Raw genomic sequence first — 16,474 nt, forward strand, 5'->3', positions numbered from 1 at the left:
TTTCGTCTCTAAAGGCGCGCGCGACCGTCTCGTCGCTGGTACTCTTGCGCGCCTGCAAAACGCCTGCGACCGGTTGTCGCGGCGTCATCAGCACCGGCTGGCCATCGCCTGCGTGCAGTCAGGACGGCACCGCGCATCGATCCGCCTCGCGAATCCGACACTTGAGGAACAACAATGAACAAGAGTATCGAGACCGGAGCCAGGGCCAGCGCCCCGGGCTTCCTGTCCAAGGAGCGCATCATCGCTCGCCCCGGCTTCAACCGCTGGCTGGTCCCGCCGGCAGCGTTGGCCATCCACCTGTGCATCGGCATGGCCTACGGTTTCTCGGTGTTCTGGCTGCCGCTGTCGCAAGCCATCGGCATCAGCGCTCCCGTCGCCTGCTCGCCGGACATGGGCTTCATCGCTCGCCTGTTCAGCGCCGAATGCGACTGGCCGATCTCGATGCTGAGCTGGATCTACACCTTGTTCTTCGTGTTCCTGGGCTGCTCGGCCGCGGTCCTCGGTGGCTGGCTCGAACACGCCGGCCCACGCAAGGCCGGCCTGGTCTCGGCCTTGTGCTGGTGCGGCGGCCTGCTGATCTCGGCCATCGGCGTGAAGACCCACCAGCTGTGGCTGATGTGGCTGGGGTCGGGGGTGATCGGGGGGATCGGCCTGGGCCTGGGCTACATCTCGCCGGTGTCGACGCTGATCAAGTGGTTTCCGGACAAGCGCGGCATGGCCACCGGCATGGCGATCATGGGCTTCGGTGGCGGCGCGATGGTCGGCGCGCCCCTGGCCACCACGCTGATGGGGCATTTCGCCACGGGCCAGGACGTCGGCGTCTGGCAGAGCTTCATGGTCATGGCCGCGATCTACTTCGTGTTCATGACCGCCGGCGCGCTCGCCTACCGCGTGCCACCGACCGGCTGGAAGCCGGCCGGTTGGATCGCGCCACAGAAAAAGGCCGGCAGCGGCATGATCACCGACCGCCACGTGCACGTCAGCGTGGCCTGGAAGACGCCGCAGTTCGCGCTGATCTGGCTGGTGCTGTGCCTGAACGTCTCGGCCGGCATCGGCATCCTCGGCATGGCCTCGCCACTGCTGCAGGAAGTGTTCGGCGGCAAGCTGCTGGGCAATGAGCTGAGCTTCAGCGAACTCAATGCCGGCCAGCTGGCACAGATCGCCGCCATCGCCGCCGGCTTCACCGGCCTGCTGAGCCTGTTCAACATCGGCGGACGGTTCTTCTGGGCCTCGTTCTCCGACTACATCGGGCGCAAGAACACCTACTTCGCCTTCTTTGCCCTGGGCGTGGCGCTGTACGCGCTGATCCCGAACATGGGCCACATCGGCAACGTCGCGCTGTTCGTGGCAGCGTTCTGCATCATCCTGTCGATGTACGGCGGTGGTTTCTCCACCGTGCCGGCCTACCTGGCCGACCTGTTCGGCACCCAGATGGTCGGCGCGATTCACGGTCGTCTGCTGACCGCCTGGGCCGCGGCGGGCGTGCTTGGCCCGGTGCTGATCACCTACCTGCGCGAGTACCAGCTGGCGCTGGGCGTCGAGCGTTCGGCTGCCTACGACATCACCCTGTACATCCTGGCCGGCCTGCTGGTGCTGGGCTTCATCTGCAACGCCCTGGTGCGTCCGGTGGCCGACAAGTACTTCATGACCGAGTCCGAGCTGGCCGCCGAGCGCGCGCTGAGCCATGACAAGGGTGCCGACGGCAGCCAGGTCCTGGAGTGGAGCGCAGCCCCGGCCAGCAAGCCGCTGGTGGTGGTGGCCTGGCTGGTGGTGGGCATCCCGCTGGCCTGGGGGATCTGGATCACCCTGCAGAAGACCGCCGTGCTGTTCAACTGACCCCGAAACGAGCCGGGGAGGGCGCCCTGCGCTGCCCCCCTGGCAGGAAGACGGCCTGTGCAAGGCAGGCCGTCCTCGACAGGCCCATGCCTGGGACCGGCAAATTTCCCCGATCACACCTCATCCGCGTTTCAAGCCGGGCATTTCTGCGCCTATAATGTGGCCCTTTTCGCCCAACGATTCTTGCGGAGCTGGTGATGGTCGAACGTAAGGCTTCCGTCGAGCGCAATACCCTGGAAACCCAGGTGAAGGCCTCGATCAACCTCGATGGCAGTGGCAAAGCGCGCTTCGCCATCGGTGTGCCCTTCCTTGAACACATGCTCGACCAGATCGCCCGTCATGGGCTGATCGACCTGGACATCGAGTGCCACGGCGACCTGCACATCGACGACCACCACACGGTCGAGGACGTCGGCATCACCCTGGGCCAGGCCTTCGCCCAGGCCATCGGCGACAAGAAGGGCATCCGTCGCTACGGGCATGCCTATGTGCCGCTGGACGAAGCGCTGTCGCGGGTGGTGATCGACTTCTCCGGTCGCCCCGGCCTGCAGATGCACGTGCCCTACACCCGCGCGTCGGTCGGTGGCTTCGATGTCGACCTGTTCCAGGAATTTTTCCAGGGCTTCGTCAACCATGCCCTGGTGACGCTGCACATCGACAACCTGCGTGGGCACAACACCCACCACCAGATCGAGACCGTGTTCAAGGCCTTCGGCCGCGCGCTGCGCATGGCGGTGGAACTGGACGACCGCATGGCCGGGCAGATGCCCTCCACCAAGGGTTGCCTCTGATGCAGACAGTAGCCGTGATCGACTATGGCATGGGCAACCTGCACTCGGTGGCCAAGGCCCTGGAGCACGTGGGTGCCGGCAAGGTGCTGGTCACCAGTGACGCGGCCGTGATCCGCGAGGCGGACCGGGTGGTGTTCCCAGGCGTCGGCGCGATCCGCGACTGCATGGCCGAGATCCGCCGCCTGGGCTTCGACGGCCTGGTGCGCGAGGTCAGCCAGGACCGTCCGTTCCTCGGCATCTGCGTCGGCATGCAGGCGCTGCTCGAGCACAGCGAGGAGAACGACGGCGTCGACTGCATCGGCCTGTTCCCGGGCAAGGTACGGTTCTTCGGCAAGGACCTGCATGAAGACGGCCAGCACCTGAAGGTGCCACACATGGGCTGGAACGAGGTGACCCAGGGTGTCGATCACCCGCTGTGGCACGACATCCCCGACCGGGCGCGCTTCTATTTCGTGCACAGCTACTACATCGAGGCCGGCAAGCCGAGCCAGGTGGTCGGTCGCGGTCACTACGGCGTCGACTTCGCCGCCGCGCTGGCCGAAGGCTCGCGCTTCGCCGTGCAGTTCCACCCGGAGAAGAGCCACACCCACGGCCTCCAGCTGCTGCAGAACTTCATCAGCTGGGACGGCCGCTGGTAATGAGCCGTGCGCGCGCCACACCACCGCGCATCACCCTGGCGCCCGAGCAGGAGCGCGAAGCGCTGGAGACCTTGAAGCGGTTTCTCGAAGACCGCTTCGAGCTGCAGCTGGGGTCGTTCGAAGTGGCCGAGGTGCTCGAGCTGTTCAGCCGGGACATCGCGCCCCACTACTACAACCGGGCCATCGCCGATGTGCAGGTGCACCTCAAGGACCGCTTCGAGAGCATCGAAAGCGACCTGTGGGCGCTCGAGAAAGGCGACTGACCCGACGATCGCCGCCTGCCCGGCATGATCGCCAGACGAACCATTGACGCGCATGCGTGCGGCCATCGACGCGCAGCATGCCGCCTGAACCGACGAAGGACACAGCATGCTGATTATCCCCGCTATCGATCTGAAGGACGGCGCCTGCGTGCGTCTGCGCCAGGGCCGCATGGAAGACTCCACGGTGTTTTCCGATGACCCGGTGAGCATGGCCGCCAAGTGGGTGGAGGGCGGTTGCCGCCGCCTGCACCTGGTCGACCTGAACGGCGCCTTCGAAGGCCAGCCGGTCAACGGTGAAGTGGTGACCGCGATCGCCAAGCGCTACCCGCACCTGCCGATCCAGATCGGCGGCGGCATCCGTTCGCTGGAGACCATCGAGCACTACGTCAAGGCCGGCGTCAGCTACGTGATCATCGGCACCAAGGCGGTCAAGCAGCCCGAGTTCGTCGCCGAAGCCTGCAAGGCCTTCCCTGGCAAGGTGATCGTCGGCCTGGACGCCAAGGACGGCTTCGTCGCCACCGACGGCTGGGCCGAAGTCAGCTCGGTGCAGGTCATCGACCTGGCCCGTCGCTTCGAGGCCGATGGCGTCTCGGCGATCGTCTACACCGACATCGCCAAGGACGGCATGATGCAGGGCTGCAACGTGCCCTTCACCAAGGCCCTGGCCGAAGCCACTTCGATCCCGGTGATCGCCTCCGGCGGCATCCACAACCTGGGCGACATCCAGGCCCTGCTGGACGCCAAGACCCCAGGCATCATCGGCGCGATCACCGGCCGTGCCATCTACGAAGGCACCCTCGACGTCGCCGAAGCCCAGGCGCTCTGCGACCGTTGAATGGGGAGCAAGCGGCAAGCCACGAGCTACAAGCGGACGGTAGTGCGTGACGTCATGTGTTGACGAGGCGCCTAGGCGGCGCTGACGTGCTCTGGCCTGCAGCTTGCAGCTTAAAGGAGAAAGTTCATGGCTTTAGCGAAACGCATCATCCCTTGCCTGGACGTGGACAACGGCCGGGTGGTCAAGGGCGTCAAGTTCGAGAACATCCGTGACGCGGGCGATCCGGTGGAAATCGCCCGGCGCTACGATGAGCAGGGTGCCGACGAGATCACCTTCCTCGACATCACCGCCAGCGTCGATGGCCGTGACACGACATTGCACACCGTCGAGCGCATGGCCAGCCAGGTGTTCATTCCGCTGACCGTGGGCGGCGGCGTGCGGACCGTGCAGGACATTCGCAACCTGCTCAACGCGGGGGCCGACAAGGTCTCGATCAACACGGCGGCCGTGTTCACCCCCGAGTTCGTGGGCGAGGCGGCCGATCGGTTCGGTTCCCAGTGCATCGTCGTGGCCATCGATGCCAAACAGGTCTCCGCGCCTGGTGAGCCACCGCGCTGGGAGATCTTCACCCATGGCGGTCGCAAGCCGACCGGCCTGGATGCCGTGGCCTGGGCGCGCAAGATGGAAGGGCTGGGCGCGGGCGAGATCCTGCTGACCAGCATGGACCAGGACGGCATGAAGAACGGTTTCGACCTGGGCGTGACCCGGGCCATCAGCGATGCGGTCGGTATCCCGGTGATTGCCTCGGGCGGCGTCGGCAACCTGCAGCACCTGGCCGACGGCATCCTGGAAGGGCACGCCAGCGCGGTACTGGCGGCGAGCATCTTCCACTTCGGCGAGTACACCGTGCCGGAAGCCAAGGCCTACCTGGCGCAGCGCGGGATCGTGGTGCGCTGAAAACCGTGCGACGCGTGGTTGCGGGTTGCCTGTAGCGCGGGCAAGCCCGCTTCCACAGGTGACGTCGCCATCGTGCCGATATCTGCTTGGAATGAGTACCTGTGGGAGCTGGCTTGCCAGCGATAGGGTCTGTGCATTCACCCCAGGGCTGGCAGGCCAATGTTCAAGCTGTCGGTCACGTGTCGGGTTTGCCACCGCTATCGCGGGCAAGCCCGCTCCCACAGGTGGCGGCGCCATCGTGCTGCTGCCTGCTTGAAATGAGTATCTGTGGGAGCTGGCTTGCCAGCGATAGAGTCTGTGCATTCACCTCAGGGCTGCCAGGCCAGCGTTCGATCTGTCGGCCATGCGGCGGGTTTACCACCGCTATCGCGGGCAAGCTCGCTCCCACAGGTGGCGTCGCTATCGTGCTGCTGCCTGCTTGAGATGGGTACCTGTAGGAGCTGGCTTGCCAGCGATGGGGCCTGTGCATTCACCCCAGGACTGACAGGCCAGTATTCAGCCTGCCGGCCATAGGTCGGTCTGCTATCGCTATCGCGGGCAGGCCCCACGAAATCATCGGCACCGTAAAGCATGGATCAAACCGCAGTTACCCCCACGGGATACCTGCACCTCCCACGCCTACCTACCCATGGCTACGCCCCAGCAGCGCATGGTACAGCTCGCTGTCGCCCAGGATTCCCACCACCGAATTGCCCTCCTGCAGCACCAGCTTGTTGCCCGTCTGGTAACGAATCTGCAAGGCCTCGCGCATGCCGATGTCGGCGTGCACCAGTGTCGGCTGGCGGGCCAGGTCGTCCACCGACTGCCCCGGCACCCAGTTCTGCAGGGTCATGCCGTTGACGCCCTGGCGGGCGCCCTTGAGGGTGTTGCCCTCGGCCAGGTCGAGCCAGGAGTCATTGCTTGGGTCCAGGCACACCGAGCCGTTGAGGCGCTTGCAGTTGTCCAGCGTGCGCATCAGGCTGCGGCCGCAGAGCACGTTGAGCGGGTTGGTGTGGGCGACGAAGGTGCGCACGTAATCGTCGGCCGGGTTGAGGACGATTTCCTCGGGACGGCTGTACTGGATGATGCGGCCGTCCTTCATGATGGCGATGCGGCTACCCAGCTTGAGCGCTTCGTCCAGGTCGTGGCTGACGAAGACGATGGTCTTGTTCAGCTTGCGTTGCAGTTCCAGCAACTCGTCCTGTAGCCCTTGACGAATCAGCGGGTCGAGCGCGGAGAACGGCTCGTCCATCAGCAGGATGTCGGCGTCCATGGCCAAGGCCCGGGCCAGCCCCACACGCTGCTGCATGCCGCCGGACAGCTCATCGGGTTTCTTGTTGCGCCACTGTGTCAGGCCGACCAGTTCGAGCTTCTCGTCCACCAACTTGCGCCGCTCCTTCTCGGGGCGGCCCTGCATCTCCAGACCGAAGCTGATGTTCTCGCGCACGGTGAGCCAGGGCATCAGGGCGAACTTCTGGAACACCATGGCGATGCGCTGGGTGCGCATCATCTTCAGCTCGGCGGGCGTGCAGTGGGCGATGTCGATCTGGCTGCCCTCGTGCTCGACGAACAGCTTGCCGCGGCTGACGGTGTTCAGCCCGTTGATGCAGCGCAGCAGGCTCGATTTGCCGGAGCCGGAGAGCCCCATCAGCACGCAGATCTCGCCTTTCTGGATGTCCAGGTTGGCCTTTTCCACCCCCAGAACCAGGCCGGTGCGCTTGAGGATCTGCTCGCGGTTCAGGCCTTGGTCGAGCAGGGCCAGGGCTTCGCGTGGCTTGCTGGAGAACACCACGTCGACGTCTTCGAATCGAATGATACTCATGCTTCGCTCCTGGCCGGCAGCTCGGGTTGCTTGCAGATACGGTCGAGCATGATCGCCAGCAGCACGATGGCAAGACCCGCTTCGAAGCCCAGTGAGATGTCAGCGGTGTTCAAGGCGTTGACCACTGGCTTGCCCAGCCCGTCGGCGCCAACCAGGGCGGCGATCACCACCATCGACAGCGACAGCATGATGCACTGCGTGACGCCTGCGGCGATGCTCGGCATGGCGTGGGGCAGCTCGATGCGGGTCAGCAGCTGGCGGCGCGAGCAGCCGAACGCCTTGCCAGCGTCGAGCAGTTCCTGGGGCACGTCGCAGATGCCCAGGTAGGTCAGGCGGATCGGCGCGGCGATGGCGAACACCACGGTCGAGATCAGCCCAGGGACCACGCCGAGGCCGAACAGGGTCAGCGTGGGGATCAGGTAGACGAAGGTCGGCACGGTCTGCATCAGGTCCAGCACCGGGCGCAGGCCGGTGTAGAACATCGGCTTGTGCGCCGCGACGATACCCAGCGGCACGCCGATGGCCACGCACACCACCGTGGCGAAGGTGACCTGGGCCAGGGTCTCCATGGTTTCTTGCCAGTAGCCCAGGTTGAGGATCAACAGAAAGGAGAGGGCGCAGAACAGGGTCAGTGACCACTTGCGCTGAATCAGGTGCGCCAGTGCGGCAAGCAGTGCAATCAAAACGAAGGGGTTGAACCAGGTCAAGGCACTGGTGACACCATGGATCATCAGTTCCAGGCCTTGAGCGATAGCGTCGAAGTAGTTGGCGCCATGCTGGGTCAACCATTCGACAAATGAGGCCATGTACTGCCCTAGCGGTAATTTCTGATCGATAAGCATGATAGCGAACGTCCACCTGCGAGGATTGAGGTCGACCTGCGCCGTCACGGTGGCGGCGCAGGGGCATACGTGCGGCTACTGCGCCAGCTTGGCTTTCGCGGCTTCCAGCCCCGGTTGGCCCTCCACGGTCGTCACCCCGGCCAGCCAGGTCTCGAGCACCTGGGGGTTGGCCTTCAGCCAGGCCTTGGCAGCGGCCTCGGGTTTGACCTTGTCGTCCAGAATGGCACCCATCAGTGTGCTTTCCATGTCCAGGGTGAACGACAGGTTCTGCAACAGGCGCCCGACGTTGCCGCACTGCTCGACGTAGCCCTTGCGGGTGTTCGTGAACACGGTGGCCTTGCCATAGTCGGGGCCGAAGAAGTCATCGCCGCCGGAGAGGTACTTGAGGGCGAAGCGCGTGTTCATCGGGTGGGGTTCCCAGCCAAGGAACACGATGTCCTCGTCGCGCTGCTGGGCGCGGGCGACCTGGGACAGCATGCCGGCCTCGCTGGACTGCACCAGCTTGAAGCCGGCGTCCTTCAGGCCGAAGGCGTTCTTGTCGATCATGCTCTGGATCGTGCGGTTGCCGTCGTTGCCCGGCTCGATGCCGTAGAGCTTGCCGCCCAACTGCTCCTTGAAGCGGGGGATGTCGGCGAAATCCTTCAGGCCCTTGTCGTACAGCGCCTGGGGGACGGCCAGGGTGTACTTGGCGTTCTCCAGGTTGGCGCGCACGGTGTCCACCGTGCCGGCGTCGCGGTAGGGCTTGATGTCGTTTTCCATGGTCGGCATCCAGTTGCCGAGAAACACGTCCAGGTCCTTGCCGGCCGCCAGGGACTTGTAGGTCACCGGTACCGAGATCAGGGTGGTTTTCGTCGTGTAGCCCAGTGCCTGGAGCACCGTGCTGGTCACCGCGGTGGTCGCGGTGATGTCGGTCCAGCCGACATCGGAGAAACGAACGGTCCGGCATTGTTCCGGCTCGGCGGCCGAAGCCATCAGCGTGGTTCCGAGCAATGCGACCGGCAACAGCGAAAGCGGGCCTCTCATGGGGTGGACTCCTGTGTTCTTTTCTTCGGGTGTCCCGGGTCGCCGTGCTTCTGTGGCAGCGGTCGGCCAATGGCTGCCGGGCGGCAGCGGTCGGGGCCGTGCAGTGATGAGTCGCGTTCGATCATCCACCAGCGTCGGGCGATCGACTACTGCCAGGGTCGTAACCAGTACAGGGTGGGTCGTATCCAGAGAGGAGGGTGTCGCATATGGAGATTTCCCGGGGGATGGGAACGGGTTTGCGTCATTAGCCACCCTGAAAGCGCCTTCTCACGCCTTCCAGAACGGGGCGTAGGCGGACAAAAGTACGTCGGTTGCAGACCGCGTGCGGCCCCGCAAAAGCCCGATGATGCGTGCCTGTGCGGCGGTCCCTTGCCTGAGCCTGTCAGGCCCGCCACCCGCGTCATGTCGCGGGAAGACAAGCCCATCAAGAGGTGATTCGACAATGGCCATCAGCGTGTTCGACCTGTTCAAGATAGGCATCGGGCCTTCCAGTTCCCATACCGTCGGCCCGATGCGCGCCGCGGCCCTGTTCGTTCAAGGGCTGCGTGAGCGTGGCGAACTGGACCAGGTCGAGCGAGTCGAGGTCCGTCTCTACGGTTCGCTGTCGGCCACCGGCGTCGGCCATGGCACGGACACCGCCACGATCATGGGGCTGATGGGAGAATGGCCGGACGCCATCGACCCGACCCAGATCGTCCCGCGCATCGCCGACCTGCGCGAAACCGACACTCTGCTGCTGGATAACCGCCGTCCCATCCCGTTCGTCTGGGCGCGGGACATGCAGCTGCTCGACGAGAACCTGCCCTACCACCCTAACGCCATGACGCTGATCGCCGAAGGCCCAGGTGGCAGCCCCTTGCACAGCGACACCTACTACTCGGTGGGTGGTGGCTTCGTGGTCGATGCCGCGCAGGCGGCCAGTGGCGTGCTGGACGCCGATACCACCGTGTTGCCCTACGATTTCGACAGCGCCGCGCAGCTGCTGCGCCTGTGCGAGGAAAACGACCTGAGCGTGGCGCAATTGATGATGGCCAACGAACGGGTCTGGCGCAGCGAAACAGAGATCCGCGCAGGCCTGCTCACGCTCTGGGACGCCATGCAGGCGTGTGTGAACAACGGTCTGAAGTACGAAGGCATCCTGCCCGGTGGGCTCAACGTCCGCCGTCGGGCTGCCAAGCTGCACCGCAGCCTGCAGGAGCTGGGCAAGCCGAACGTCATCGGCTCGACCTTGAGCGCCATGGAGTGGGTCAACCTGTTCGCCCTGGCGGTCAACGAGGAAAACGCCGCCGGCGGGCGGATGGTCACGGCGCCGACCAATGGCGCGGCGGGCATCATTCCAGCGGTACTGCACTATTTCATGCGCTTCAGCAGCGCGGTGGGCGAAGCCGACGTCGTGGATTTCTTCCTCGCCGCTGCAGCGGTCGGCATCCTGTGCAAGAAGAACGCGTCGATCTCCGGTGCCGAGGTCGGCTGCCAGGGTGAAGTGGGATCTGCCTGCGCCATGGCCGCTGCCGGGCTGGCTCAGGTATTGGGCGCCACGCCCCGGCAGCTGGAAAACGCCGCCGAGATCGCCCTGGAGCACAACCTGGGGCTGACCTGCGATCCGGTCGGCGGACTGGTGCAGGTGCCTTGCATCGAGCGCAACGCGATCGCGGCAGTGAAAGCGATCAACGCCGTGCAGATGGCGTTGCGCGGGGATGGCGAGCATTTCATCTCCCTCGACCAGGTCATTCGCACCATGCGCGACACCGGTGCCGACATGCACGACAAGTACAAGGAAACCTCGCGCGGCGGCCTGGCCGTCAGCGTCATCGAGTGCTGAGTCGCCTGCACCCTTCTGCACCATGACACCCTCGGCGTGCCGCGTTGCGGTGCGCCGCAGCGCCCTGATTCTCCTCTTGTCCAAAGACGACGCGATCACCAACGGTGACAGAGGTGTGCTGTCGCGTGCAGGTATGTTTCCTGCCAGTGCTACTTAAATGCTCACTGAAGGCAAGGAAACGCACTGGGACGAGGGTTAGCAAAGGATTACAGACGCTGTCGAAACCGCCTACAAACTGACTGCATGGTCGTTTTCAGGATTTTTTGGACGACCGTTCAATCTCAGGCACGACATTTGCGTTGTGTTGTACAAAGCCCCGCAGACGAATCGGGGCCCTGACAAGAAACAGTGCCCGCCTGAGGCACACCCTGCATTGTGTGGAGAACTCGCGATGACGTCGTACACCTCCGGAAGCCAGCACCAGAACCGCACAGCCCCTCAGTCCATCGGCTTCCTGCTGCTGGACAACTTCACGCTCATCTCCCTGGCCTCGGCCGTCGAGCCGCTGCGCATGGCCAACCAGCTGTCCGGGCGCGAGCTGTATCGCTGGCACACCCTGACCCTGGACGGTGGGCAGGTCTGGGCCAGCGACGGCTTGCAGATCACCCCGGACGCCTCCATGCACAGCGCGCCGCCGATGGACACGATCATCGTCTGTGGGGGCGTCGGCATCCAGCGTGCCGTGACCCGCGAGCACGTGAGCTGGCTGCAGACCCAGGCCCGCCAGTCGCGCCGCCTCGGTGCGGTCTGCACCGGCAGCTGGGCCCTGGCCTGTGCCGGCCTGCTCGACGGCTTCGATTGCAGCGTGCACTGGGAATGCCTGGCCGCGATGCAGGAAGCCTTCCCGCGGGTCAACATGAGCACCCGGCTGTTCACCCTCGACCGTAACCGCTTCACCAGCTCCGGCGGCACGGCGCCCCTGGACATGATGCTGCACCTGATCAGCCGTGATCACGGCCGCGAACTGTCGGCGGCGATCTCCGAGATGTTCGTCTACGAGCGGATTCGTAACGAGCAGGACCATCAGCGCGTGCCGCTCAAGCACATGCTGGGCACCAACCAGCCGAAGCTGCAGGAGATCGTCGCGCTGATGGAGGCCAACCTGGAAGAGCCGATCGACCTCGACGAGCTGGCGGTGTACGTGTCGGTCTCGCGCCGACAGCTGGAGCGGCTGTTCCAGAAGTACCTGCACTGCTCGCCATCGCGCTATTACCTCAAGCTGCGCCTGATCCGCGCACGGCAGCTGCTCAAGCAGACGCCGATGTCGATCATCGAGGTGGCGTCGGTCTGCGGCTTCGTGTCCACGCCGCACTTCTCCAAGTGCTACCGCGAATACTTCGGCATTCCGCCGCGCGACGAGCGTGTCGGCTCGAACACCACCCAGCAGGTGGCGATGATGCCGATCCCGCAGGCCATGGTGCTGTCGCCGCACAGCGGGCCGATGGCGGCGCTGAGCCAGGCGCGCAACGAGTCGACCTTCGCCAGTGTGAGGCTCTGAGACCGCGACGTCTGCATCGCGGGCAAGCCCGCTCCCACAGGCCCGCGACAGTCTGTGGGCACTGACGGGTGTGGGAGCGGGCTTGCCCGCGATGAGGCCGGTGCAGCTGATGCATCGGCATCAGAAAGGTTGGGGAGAGGGACGGCGAGCGCCGCCTGAAAACCCTGGCCTTGGCAGAAGCATCCGCCAAGGCCAGGTCGCTGTTTCAGCCGCGGGTCTTGAACTGTGCTAGCGCCGGCAGCAACTGCTTGTCGATTGCCTGGCGTACCGCCGGCAGAATGGTCGCGCTACCGGTGTACATGGCCTCGACCACATCCTTGAGCGCCCGCGCATTGGCGTGCGTCAGCCCACGCACCACCGTTTCGCAGGCCTGCTCGGCACTGGCGCCGGCTGGAATGTCGAACCCGCGCGAGCGCAGGTGGCCTGCCAAATCGTCCTGGTCAATCAAATCCGCATGCATCATGGCTGTTTCCCTCGTCGATCGCTGAGCGTGTGCTGCTGTTGTTTGCGACCGATTCTGTGACGAGGACGACAGGCCCGCAACCCTGGCGTGCGTGCATGGCCGCTTTGGCTAAGAACAGGTCGTTTCCGGCTAAACCGGCAAGGTGGCAAGTGCGCACACTCGCTGCATCGACGCAACGAAGGGTTTGGTCACCCACGTTCGTGCATCGTGGACAGTGCTCGCGCTTGGCCCCGGAGGCTCACGGCTTTCCGGGGCTATTTTTTTATGGCGTCTTGCGTGATGGCGCCTGCACCTGAGCGATGCCAGGCGCTTGACGACACGATGCGGCCGCATCGCAAAGGGTCAGCCTGTGATGAGGATTCTCGAAGGAAGACGCCGACACGTCTGGCGCTCACGGCTGCAAGATCGATTGCAGGTATTCGGAGCGGTCGTCGCTGTGTTGGGCCATGCAGTTGTTCCATGCCGCTTGATGGGCTTGACTGCCAGGTTGCACGCTGCCCGTTTCGGCTTCGCAGTCAGCCTCGCGCACTTGGCGCCACAGGGCGTCGGCCGCGTTCAGGCGATGTACCAGCGCCTGGGCCTGGGCCCCTGGGTATTGATCGTTCACGCGCTGCAGCAGATCGTCGAACGCTGCCTTGAGTTCACGCTCTGCGGTCTGCTGATTGAAGGCGGCGCAGGCGTAAGCCTGCTGGTCGTTCTCGACCGTGTCGCATGGGGTGCTTTCGTCCTGTGCCGCATGGGCACTCAACAGACAACCCATCAGGGCCAGGCCTGCCATACGTTTCATCCATCGCTCTCCGGGTCGTCATGAAAGAAGCGCGATTCTCGCGCAACACCCGGCCCGTTGAACAGCAGGCGTCAGGGTGTTCATCGGTAGACTTGCCGCGCGCATGGTCAGCGCTACGGCAAGCAGGCGCAGGTCATTTCATCTTGATGTCGCCAGGCGTCACGCCCAGGGGCGGTGCTGGATCCGGCATGTCTTGAGCGTTCTCGATCACACTCAGGTACTGGCCCGGCTTGTCGCCCAGTGCCTTGACGACCTTGGCTCTGATCTCATCGTAGGCAGGCGCGAGTTCGCACTGGGCATAGCGCAGCTTGAAGATGGAGCCTTCAGGTACCGTATCGAATGCACTGCCCGACCAGTCGAGCGACAGCGTGGGCTCAGGTGCTTCCACGGTCAGGGCGAAGGTCTTGATGTCAGAGGCATCTGTCACCTGTACCAGCCCGAACCACAGGTTACTGGGCCGCAGATGACCATGAGGCTTGCAGACCGCCTGGCGGAAGATGGTCAGCGCATGCGTGTTGGTCGGCTGACGCAATGCACGCAAGGTGTCCATCAGCAGGATCTTCGCGTGCATCGGCATCGCGGCAGTGTCGATCAGGTCCGTCAGTGTCGCGGTCGGCGAGTCCGGCGTGATCGAATGCACGCTATCGCTCGTGCGCACCCAGTGCATGCGTGTCAGGGCACTGGTGTAACCGTGATGCCAATTGCTCAAGGTGGTGAACCGTGCCTTGTCGGCCAGCAATTGAGCCAGCAGGGAGACGTACAGGATGTCGGATTTGAGCGTGGTGGCGATTGATGGCGCAAAGGCCACGATCTGCGCGGCATTGATGTAGCGAGTAGTGGCGTCAGGCATTGGGTCGTCCTCGGAAGCAGACGCGCCGAACGAATCGGCACATTCGACGCATCACAAGTTGATACCTTCGAAGAAGTCGTTGGCAGTCTTGTGGAGCTTGTCCTCGATCTGGTTGCGGATCTTGCCGTAGTGGTAGGTGTTCAGCTCGATCTGCGTCGCTGCGCGGTAGATGTCGACGTCACTGCGGTTGAAGCGGAAGAACAGTACCTTGCGCTGGCTGACCTTCTTCTTGAAATCGATGCACGTCATGATCATCGCCGGCACGCCCGAGGTGGTTTCCGTACAAGGCAGGGTCTGGAACGTGGCAAAGGTCTCGGACGCGTTGTTGTTTTCCAGGATGCTCAGGGCCTTTTCATTGTTCTGCAACGCGCCGAACGCCTGACGCGCCATTTCGACGAAGACAAACTGGCCTTGACTGGCCGCTTGGATGATCTCCAGCGCGATCTGGTCCATGGAGAAACTGCGTGCCGACGGCGAATATTGCTGGCGTGCATAGTTGCGGGTGTTCCAGCCGGCGTAACGGAGCACTTCGAAATAGGCGTCGAACCATTGGCCGAGCTGAGCTTCCTTGTTGGCTTTCTGGTTGGCGTACTGCTGTGCCAGAGAGATGCAATTCATGACGTCCTTGGCGTTCTGCTCCGACAGTCGGTCGGTCAGGCCGACGACCGCATCGCCGATGACGGCGCCATTCGCCTTGCCTGCCTCGACCAAGTCACCTGGCAGAGAGGAGCTGGGTGCCGACAGAAGCGTATTGAAAGGCACGGGACGGAGGGCTGGCGACAATTCGATCTTCGAGAAGAAGTCGATGGCTTCGGATTGCAGCATGGGAAGTCTCCTTGTGAGTGAACCGTTCGTATACGGCCCGATCAGCATGCAGCGGCAGCGCCAGACACCCCAGAGGGAGGCGTTTCAGCGCGAGCCAGACGTTCGGCGACGCCCCGAATCGACGATTGACGCTTTCGGCAAACCCCCTGTCGTTTTTACATCCTGCTCGTCGGGCGCGCAGGCATATGCTGGCCTCCAAAGCGCCCATGCACTGGCGGCGCGACCAAGATGACAAGAAGGGGACAGCCTGATGAGCCCAGCCGAATTACACGCCGACAGCATCGTCATCGACGGTCTGATCATCGCCAAGTGGAACCGTGAACTGTTCGAGGACATGCGCAAGGGTGGCCTGACCGCCGCCAACTGCACGGTGTCGGTGTGGGAAGGGTTCAAGGCGACCGTGGACAACATCGCCGCCAGCCAGAAGCTGATCCGCGAGAACAGCGACCTGGTCATGCCGGTACGCACCACCGCCGACATCCGCAAGGCCAAGGAGCAGGGCAAGACCGGCATCCTCTTCGGGTTCCAGAACGCCCATGCCTTCGAAGACCAGATCGCCTACGTGGAGATTTTCAAGCAGCTGGGCGTGGGCATCGTGCAGATGTGCTACAACACCCAGAACCTGGTCGGCACCGGCTGCTACGAGCGTGACGGCGGCCTGTCGGGCTTCGGTCGCGAGATCGTCGCCGAGATGAACCGGGTCGGCATCATGTGCGACCTGTCCCACGTCGGCTCCAAGACCTCCGAGGAAGTCATCCTCGAGTCGAAGAAGCCGGTCTGCTATTCCCACTGCCTGCCCCTGGGCCTGAAGGATCACCCGCGCAACAAGTCCGACGAAGAGCTGAAGTTCATCGCCGATCATGGCGGGTTCGTCGGCGTGACCATGTTCGCGCCGTTCCTGGCCAAGGGCATCGATTCGACCATCGACGATTATGCCGAAGCCATCGAGTACGTGATGAACATCGTCGGTGAGGACGCCATCGGCATCGGGACCGACTTCACCCAGGGCCATGGCAAGGACTTCTTCGAGTACCTGACCCACGACAAGGGCTACGCCCGCCGCCTGACCAACTTCGGCAAGATCATCAACCCGCTGGGTATCCGTACCGTCGGCGAGTTCCCCAACCTCACCGAGACGCTGCTCAAGCGCGGTCACTCGGAGCGGGTGGTGCGCAAGATCATGGGCGAGAACTGGGTCAACGTGCTGCGCGACGTCTGGGGCGAGTAAGCCCCCGCCTACCTGTTTCAGCCCTGGCCGCTGCGCCAGGGCGCTCTTATCCAACACTAATTCTGGAGTTAGGTT

At 64.0% G+C, this 16,474-nt stretch carries 16 protein-coding genes; 9 read left to right on the forward strand and 7 right to left on the reverse strand.

Annotated features, from left to right (window positions below):
- The first annotated feature begins 174 nt into the window (after window positions 1–174).
- The 6 genes from G7007_RS05490 to hisF all read left to right on the forward strand — a co-directional run bounded on the left by G7007_RS05490 (window position 175) and on the right by hisF (window position 5,260).
- The gene (locus tag G7007_RS05490; protein ID WP_181099714.1) at window positions 175–1,836 is read left to right on the forward strand and encodes an OFA family MFS transporter; all 1,662 of its coding nucleotides are present in this window, start codon (window positions 175–177) and stop codon (window positions 1,834–1,836) included.
- A 197-nt stretch (window positions 1,837–2,033) separates the two neighbouring features.
- Complete coding sequence (hisB, locus tag G7007_RS05495; RefSeq protein ID WP_181092749.1) at window positions 2,034–2,627, forward strand: imidazoleglycerol-phosphate dehydratase HisB; 594 nt, start codon at window positions 2,034–2,036, stop codon at window positions 2,625–2,627.
- On the forward strand, window positions 2,627–3,265 hold the full coding sequence (gene hisH / locus G7007_RS05500) for an imidazole glycerol phosphate synthase subunit HisH (protein WP_181099716.1): 639 nt from the start codon (window positions 2,627–2,629) through the stop codon (window positions 3,263–3,265). The genes hisB and hisH overlap by 1 nt, the downstream gene beginning before the upstream one ends.
- On the forward strand, window positions 3,265–3,528 hold the full coding sequence (locus G7007_RS05505) for a DUF2164 domain-containing protein (protein ID WP_181099718.1): 264 nt from the start codon (window positions 3,265–3,267) through the stop codon (window positions 3,526–3,528). The genes hisH and G7007_RS05505 overlap by 1 nt, the downstream gene beginning before the upstream one ends.
- A gap of 106 nt (window positions 3,529–3,634) precedes the next feature.
- The gene (hisA, locus tag G7007_RS05510; RefSeq protein WP_181099720.1) at window positions 3,635–4,363 is read left to right on the forward strand and encodes a 1-(5-phosphoribosyl)-5-[(5-phosphoribosylamino)methylideneamino]imidazole-4-carboxamide isomerase; all 729 of its coding nucleotides are present in this window, start codon (window positions 3,635–3,637) and stop codon (window positions 4,361–4,363) included.
- A 126-nt stretch (window positions 4,364–4,489) separates the two neighbouring features.
- Window positions 4,490–5,260, forward strand: a complete 771-nt coding sequence (hisF, locus tag G7007_RS05515) for an imidazole glycerol phosphate synthase subunit HisF (RefSeq protein WP_060392171.1) — start codon at window positions 4,490–4,492, stop codon at window positions 5,258–5,260.
- 622 nt (window positions 5,261–5,882) lie between these two features.
- Here hisF and choV read toward each other — a convergent pair.
- The 3 genes from choV to G7007_RS05530 all read right to left on the reverse strand — a co-directional run bounded on the left by choV (window position 5,883) and on the right by G7007_RS05530 (window position 8,926).
- A complete protein-coding gene (gene choV / locus G7007_RS05520) occupies window positions 5,883–7,061 on the reverse strand; it encodes a choline ABC transporter ATP-binding protein (RefSeq protein WP_181099722.1) in 1,179 nt (392 codons plus the stop codon).
- The gene (choW, locus tag G7007_RS05525; protein WP_181099891.1) at window positions 7,058–7,906 is read right to left on the reverse strand and encodes a choline ABC transporter permease subunit; all 849 of its coding nucleotides are present in this window, start codon (window positions 7,904–7,906) and stop codon (window positions 7,058–7,060) included. Before choW ends, choV begins: the two co-directional genes overlap by 4 nt.
- A gap of 72 nt (window positions 7,907–7,978) precedes the next feature.
- Entirely contained in the window at window positions 7,979–8,926 is a 948-nt protein-coding gene (locus G7007_RS05530) for a choline ABC transporter substrate-binding protein (RefSeq protein ID WP_181099724.1), read from the reverse strand.
- Window positions 8,927–9,368: 442 nt separating this feature from the next.
- Between G7007_RS05530 and G7007_RS05535 the strand changes: the two genes are divergently transcribed.
- Window positions 9,369–10,748, forward strand: a complete 1,380-nt coding sequence (locus G7007_RS05535; protein ID WP_181099726.1) for an L-serine ammonia-lyase — start codon at window positions 9,369–9,371, stop codon at window positions 10,746–10,748.
- 391 nt (window positions 10,749–11,139) lie between these two features.
- On the forward strand, window positions 11,140–12,246 hold the full coding sequence (locus G7007_RS05540; protein WP_181099728.1) for a choline metabolism transcriptional regulator GbdR: 1,107 nt from the start codon (window positions 11,140–11,142) through the stop codon (window positions 12,244–12,246).
- A 205-nt stretch (window positions 12,247–12,451) separates the two neighbouring features.
- Here the strand turns inward: G7007_RS05540 and G7007_RS05545 are convergent, their stop codons facing one another.
- From G7007_RS05545 to G7007_RS05560, 4 genes are all read right to left on the reverse strand, one after another.
- Window positions 12,452–12,709: a hypothetical protein gene (locus G7007_RS05545; protein ID WP_181099730.1), complete on the reverse strand. Its 258-nt coding sequence runs from the start codon at window positions 12,707–12,709 to the stop codon at window positions 12,452–12,454.
- 391 nt (window positions 12,710–13,100) lie between these two features.
- Window positions 13,101–13,496 carry a lysozyme inhibitor LprI family protein gene (locus G7007_RS05550; protein WP_181099732.1) on the reverse strand — a complete coding sequence of 132 codons (396 nt, stop codon included), beginning with the start codon at window positions 13,494–13,496 and terminating at the stop codon, window positions 13,101–13,103.
- 133 nt (window positions 13,497–13,629) lie between these two features.
- On the reverse strand, window positions 13,630–14,346 hold the full coding sequence (locus tag G7007_RS05555) for a hypothetical protein (RefSeq protein ID WP_181099734.1): 717 nt from the start codon (window positions 14,344–14,346) through the stop codon (window positions 13,630–13,632).
- 51 nt (window positions 14,347–14,397) lie between these two features.
- Complete coding sequence (locus G7007_RS05560; RefSeq protein ID WP_181099736.1) at window positions 14,398–15,171, reverse strand: hypothetical protein; 774 nt, start codon at window positions 15,169–15,171, stop codon at window positions 14,398–14,400.
- A 250-nt stretch (window positions 15,172–15,421) separates the two neighbouring features.
- On the opposite strand from G7007_RS05560, the gene G7007_RS05565 reads away from it, so the two are divergent.
- Window positions 15,422–16,399: a dipeptidase gene (locus tag G7007_RS05565; RefSeq protein WP_060392181.1), complete on the forward strand. Its 978-nt coding sequence runs from the start codon at window positions 15,422–15,424 to the stop codon at window positions 16,397–16,399.
- The last annotated feature ends 75 nt before the right edge of the window (window positions 16,400–16,474 follow it).

The organism is Pseudomonas entomophila, from assembly GCF_013523125.1.
GTDB classification, from domain to species: Bacteria; Pseudomonadota; Gammaproteobacteria; order Pseudomonadales; family Pseudomonadaceae; genus Aquipseudomonas; species Aquipseudomonas entomophila_B.

Coding starts and splice junctions, on each gene's coding strand:
- G7007_RS05490 (WP_181099714.1), top strand. CDS start 175: ATGAACAAGAGTATCGAGACCGGAGCCAGGGCCAGCGCCCCGGGCTTC.
- hisB (WP_181092749.1), top strand. CDS start 2,034: ATGGTCGAACGTAAGGCTTCCGTCGAGCGCAATACCCTGGAAACCCAG.
- hisH (WP_181099716.1), top strand. CDS start 2,627: ATGCAGACAGTAGCCGTGATCGACTATGGCATGGGCAACCTGCACTCG.
- G7007_RS05505 (WP_181099718.1), top strand. CDS start 3,265: ATGAGCCGTGCGCGCGCCACACCACCGCGCATCACCCTGGCGCCCGAG.
- hisA (WP_181099720.1), top strand. CDS start 3,635: ATGCTGATTATCCCCGCTATCGATCTGAAGGACGGCGCCTGCGTGCGT.
- hisF (WP_060392171.1), top strand. CDS start 4,490: ATGGCTTTAGCGAAACGCATCATCCCTTGCCTGGACGTGGACAACGGC.
- choV (WP_181099722.1), bottom strand. CDS start 7,061: ATGAGTATCATTCGATTCGAAGACGTCGACGTGGTGTTCTCCAGCAAG.
- G7007_RS05530 (WP_181099724.1), bottom strand. CDS start 8,926: ATGAGAGGCCCGCTTTCGCTGTTGCCGGTCGCATTGCTCGGAACCACG.
- G7007_RS05535 (WP_181099726.1), top strand. CDS start 9,369: ATGGCCATCAGCGTGTTCGACCTGTTCAAGATAGGCATCGGGCCTTCC.
- G7007_RS05540 (WP_181099728.1), top strand. CDS start 11,140: ATGACGTCGTACACCTCCGGAAGCCAGCACCAGAACCGCACAGCCCCT.
- G7007_RS05545 (WP_181099730.1), bottom strand. CDS start 12,709: ATGATGCATGCGGATTTGATTGACCAGGACGATTTGGCAGGCCACCTG.
- G7007_RS05550 (WP_181099732.1), bottom strand. CDS start 13,496: ATGAAACGTATGGCAGGCCTGGCCCTGATGGGTTGTCTGTTGAGTGCC.
- G7007_RS05555 (WP_181099734.1), bottom strand. CDS start 14,346: ATGCCTGACGCCACTACTCGCTACATCAATGCCGCGCAGATCGTGGCC.
- G7007_RS05560 (WP_181099736.1), bottom strand. CDS start 15,171: ATGCTGCAATCCGAAGCCATCGACTTCTTCTCGAAGATCGAATTGTCG.
- G7007_RS05565 (WP_060392181.1), top strand. CDS start 15,422: ATGAGCCCAGCCGAATTACACGCCGACAGCATCGTCATCGACGGTCTG.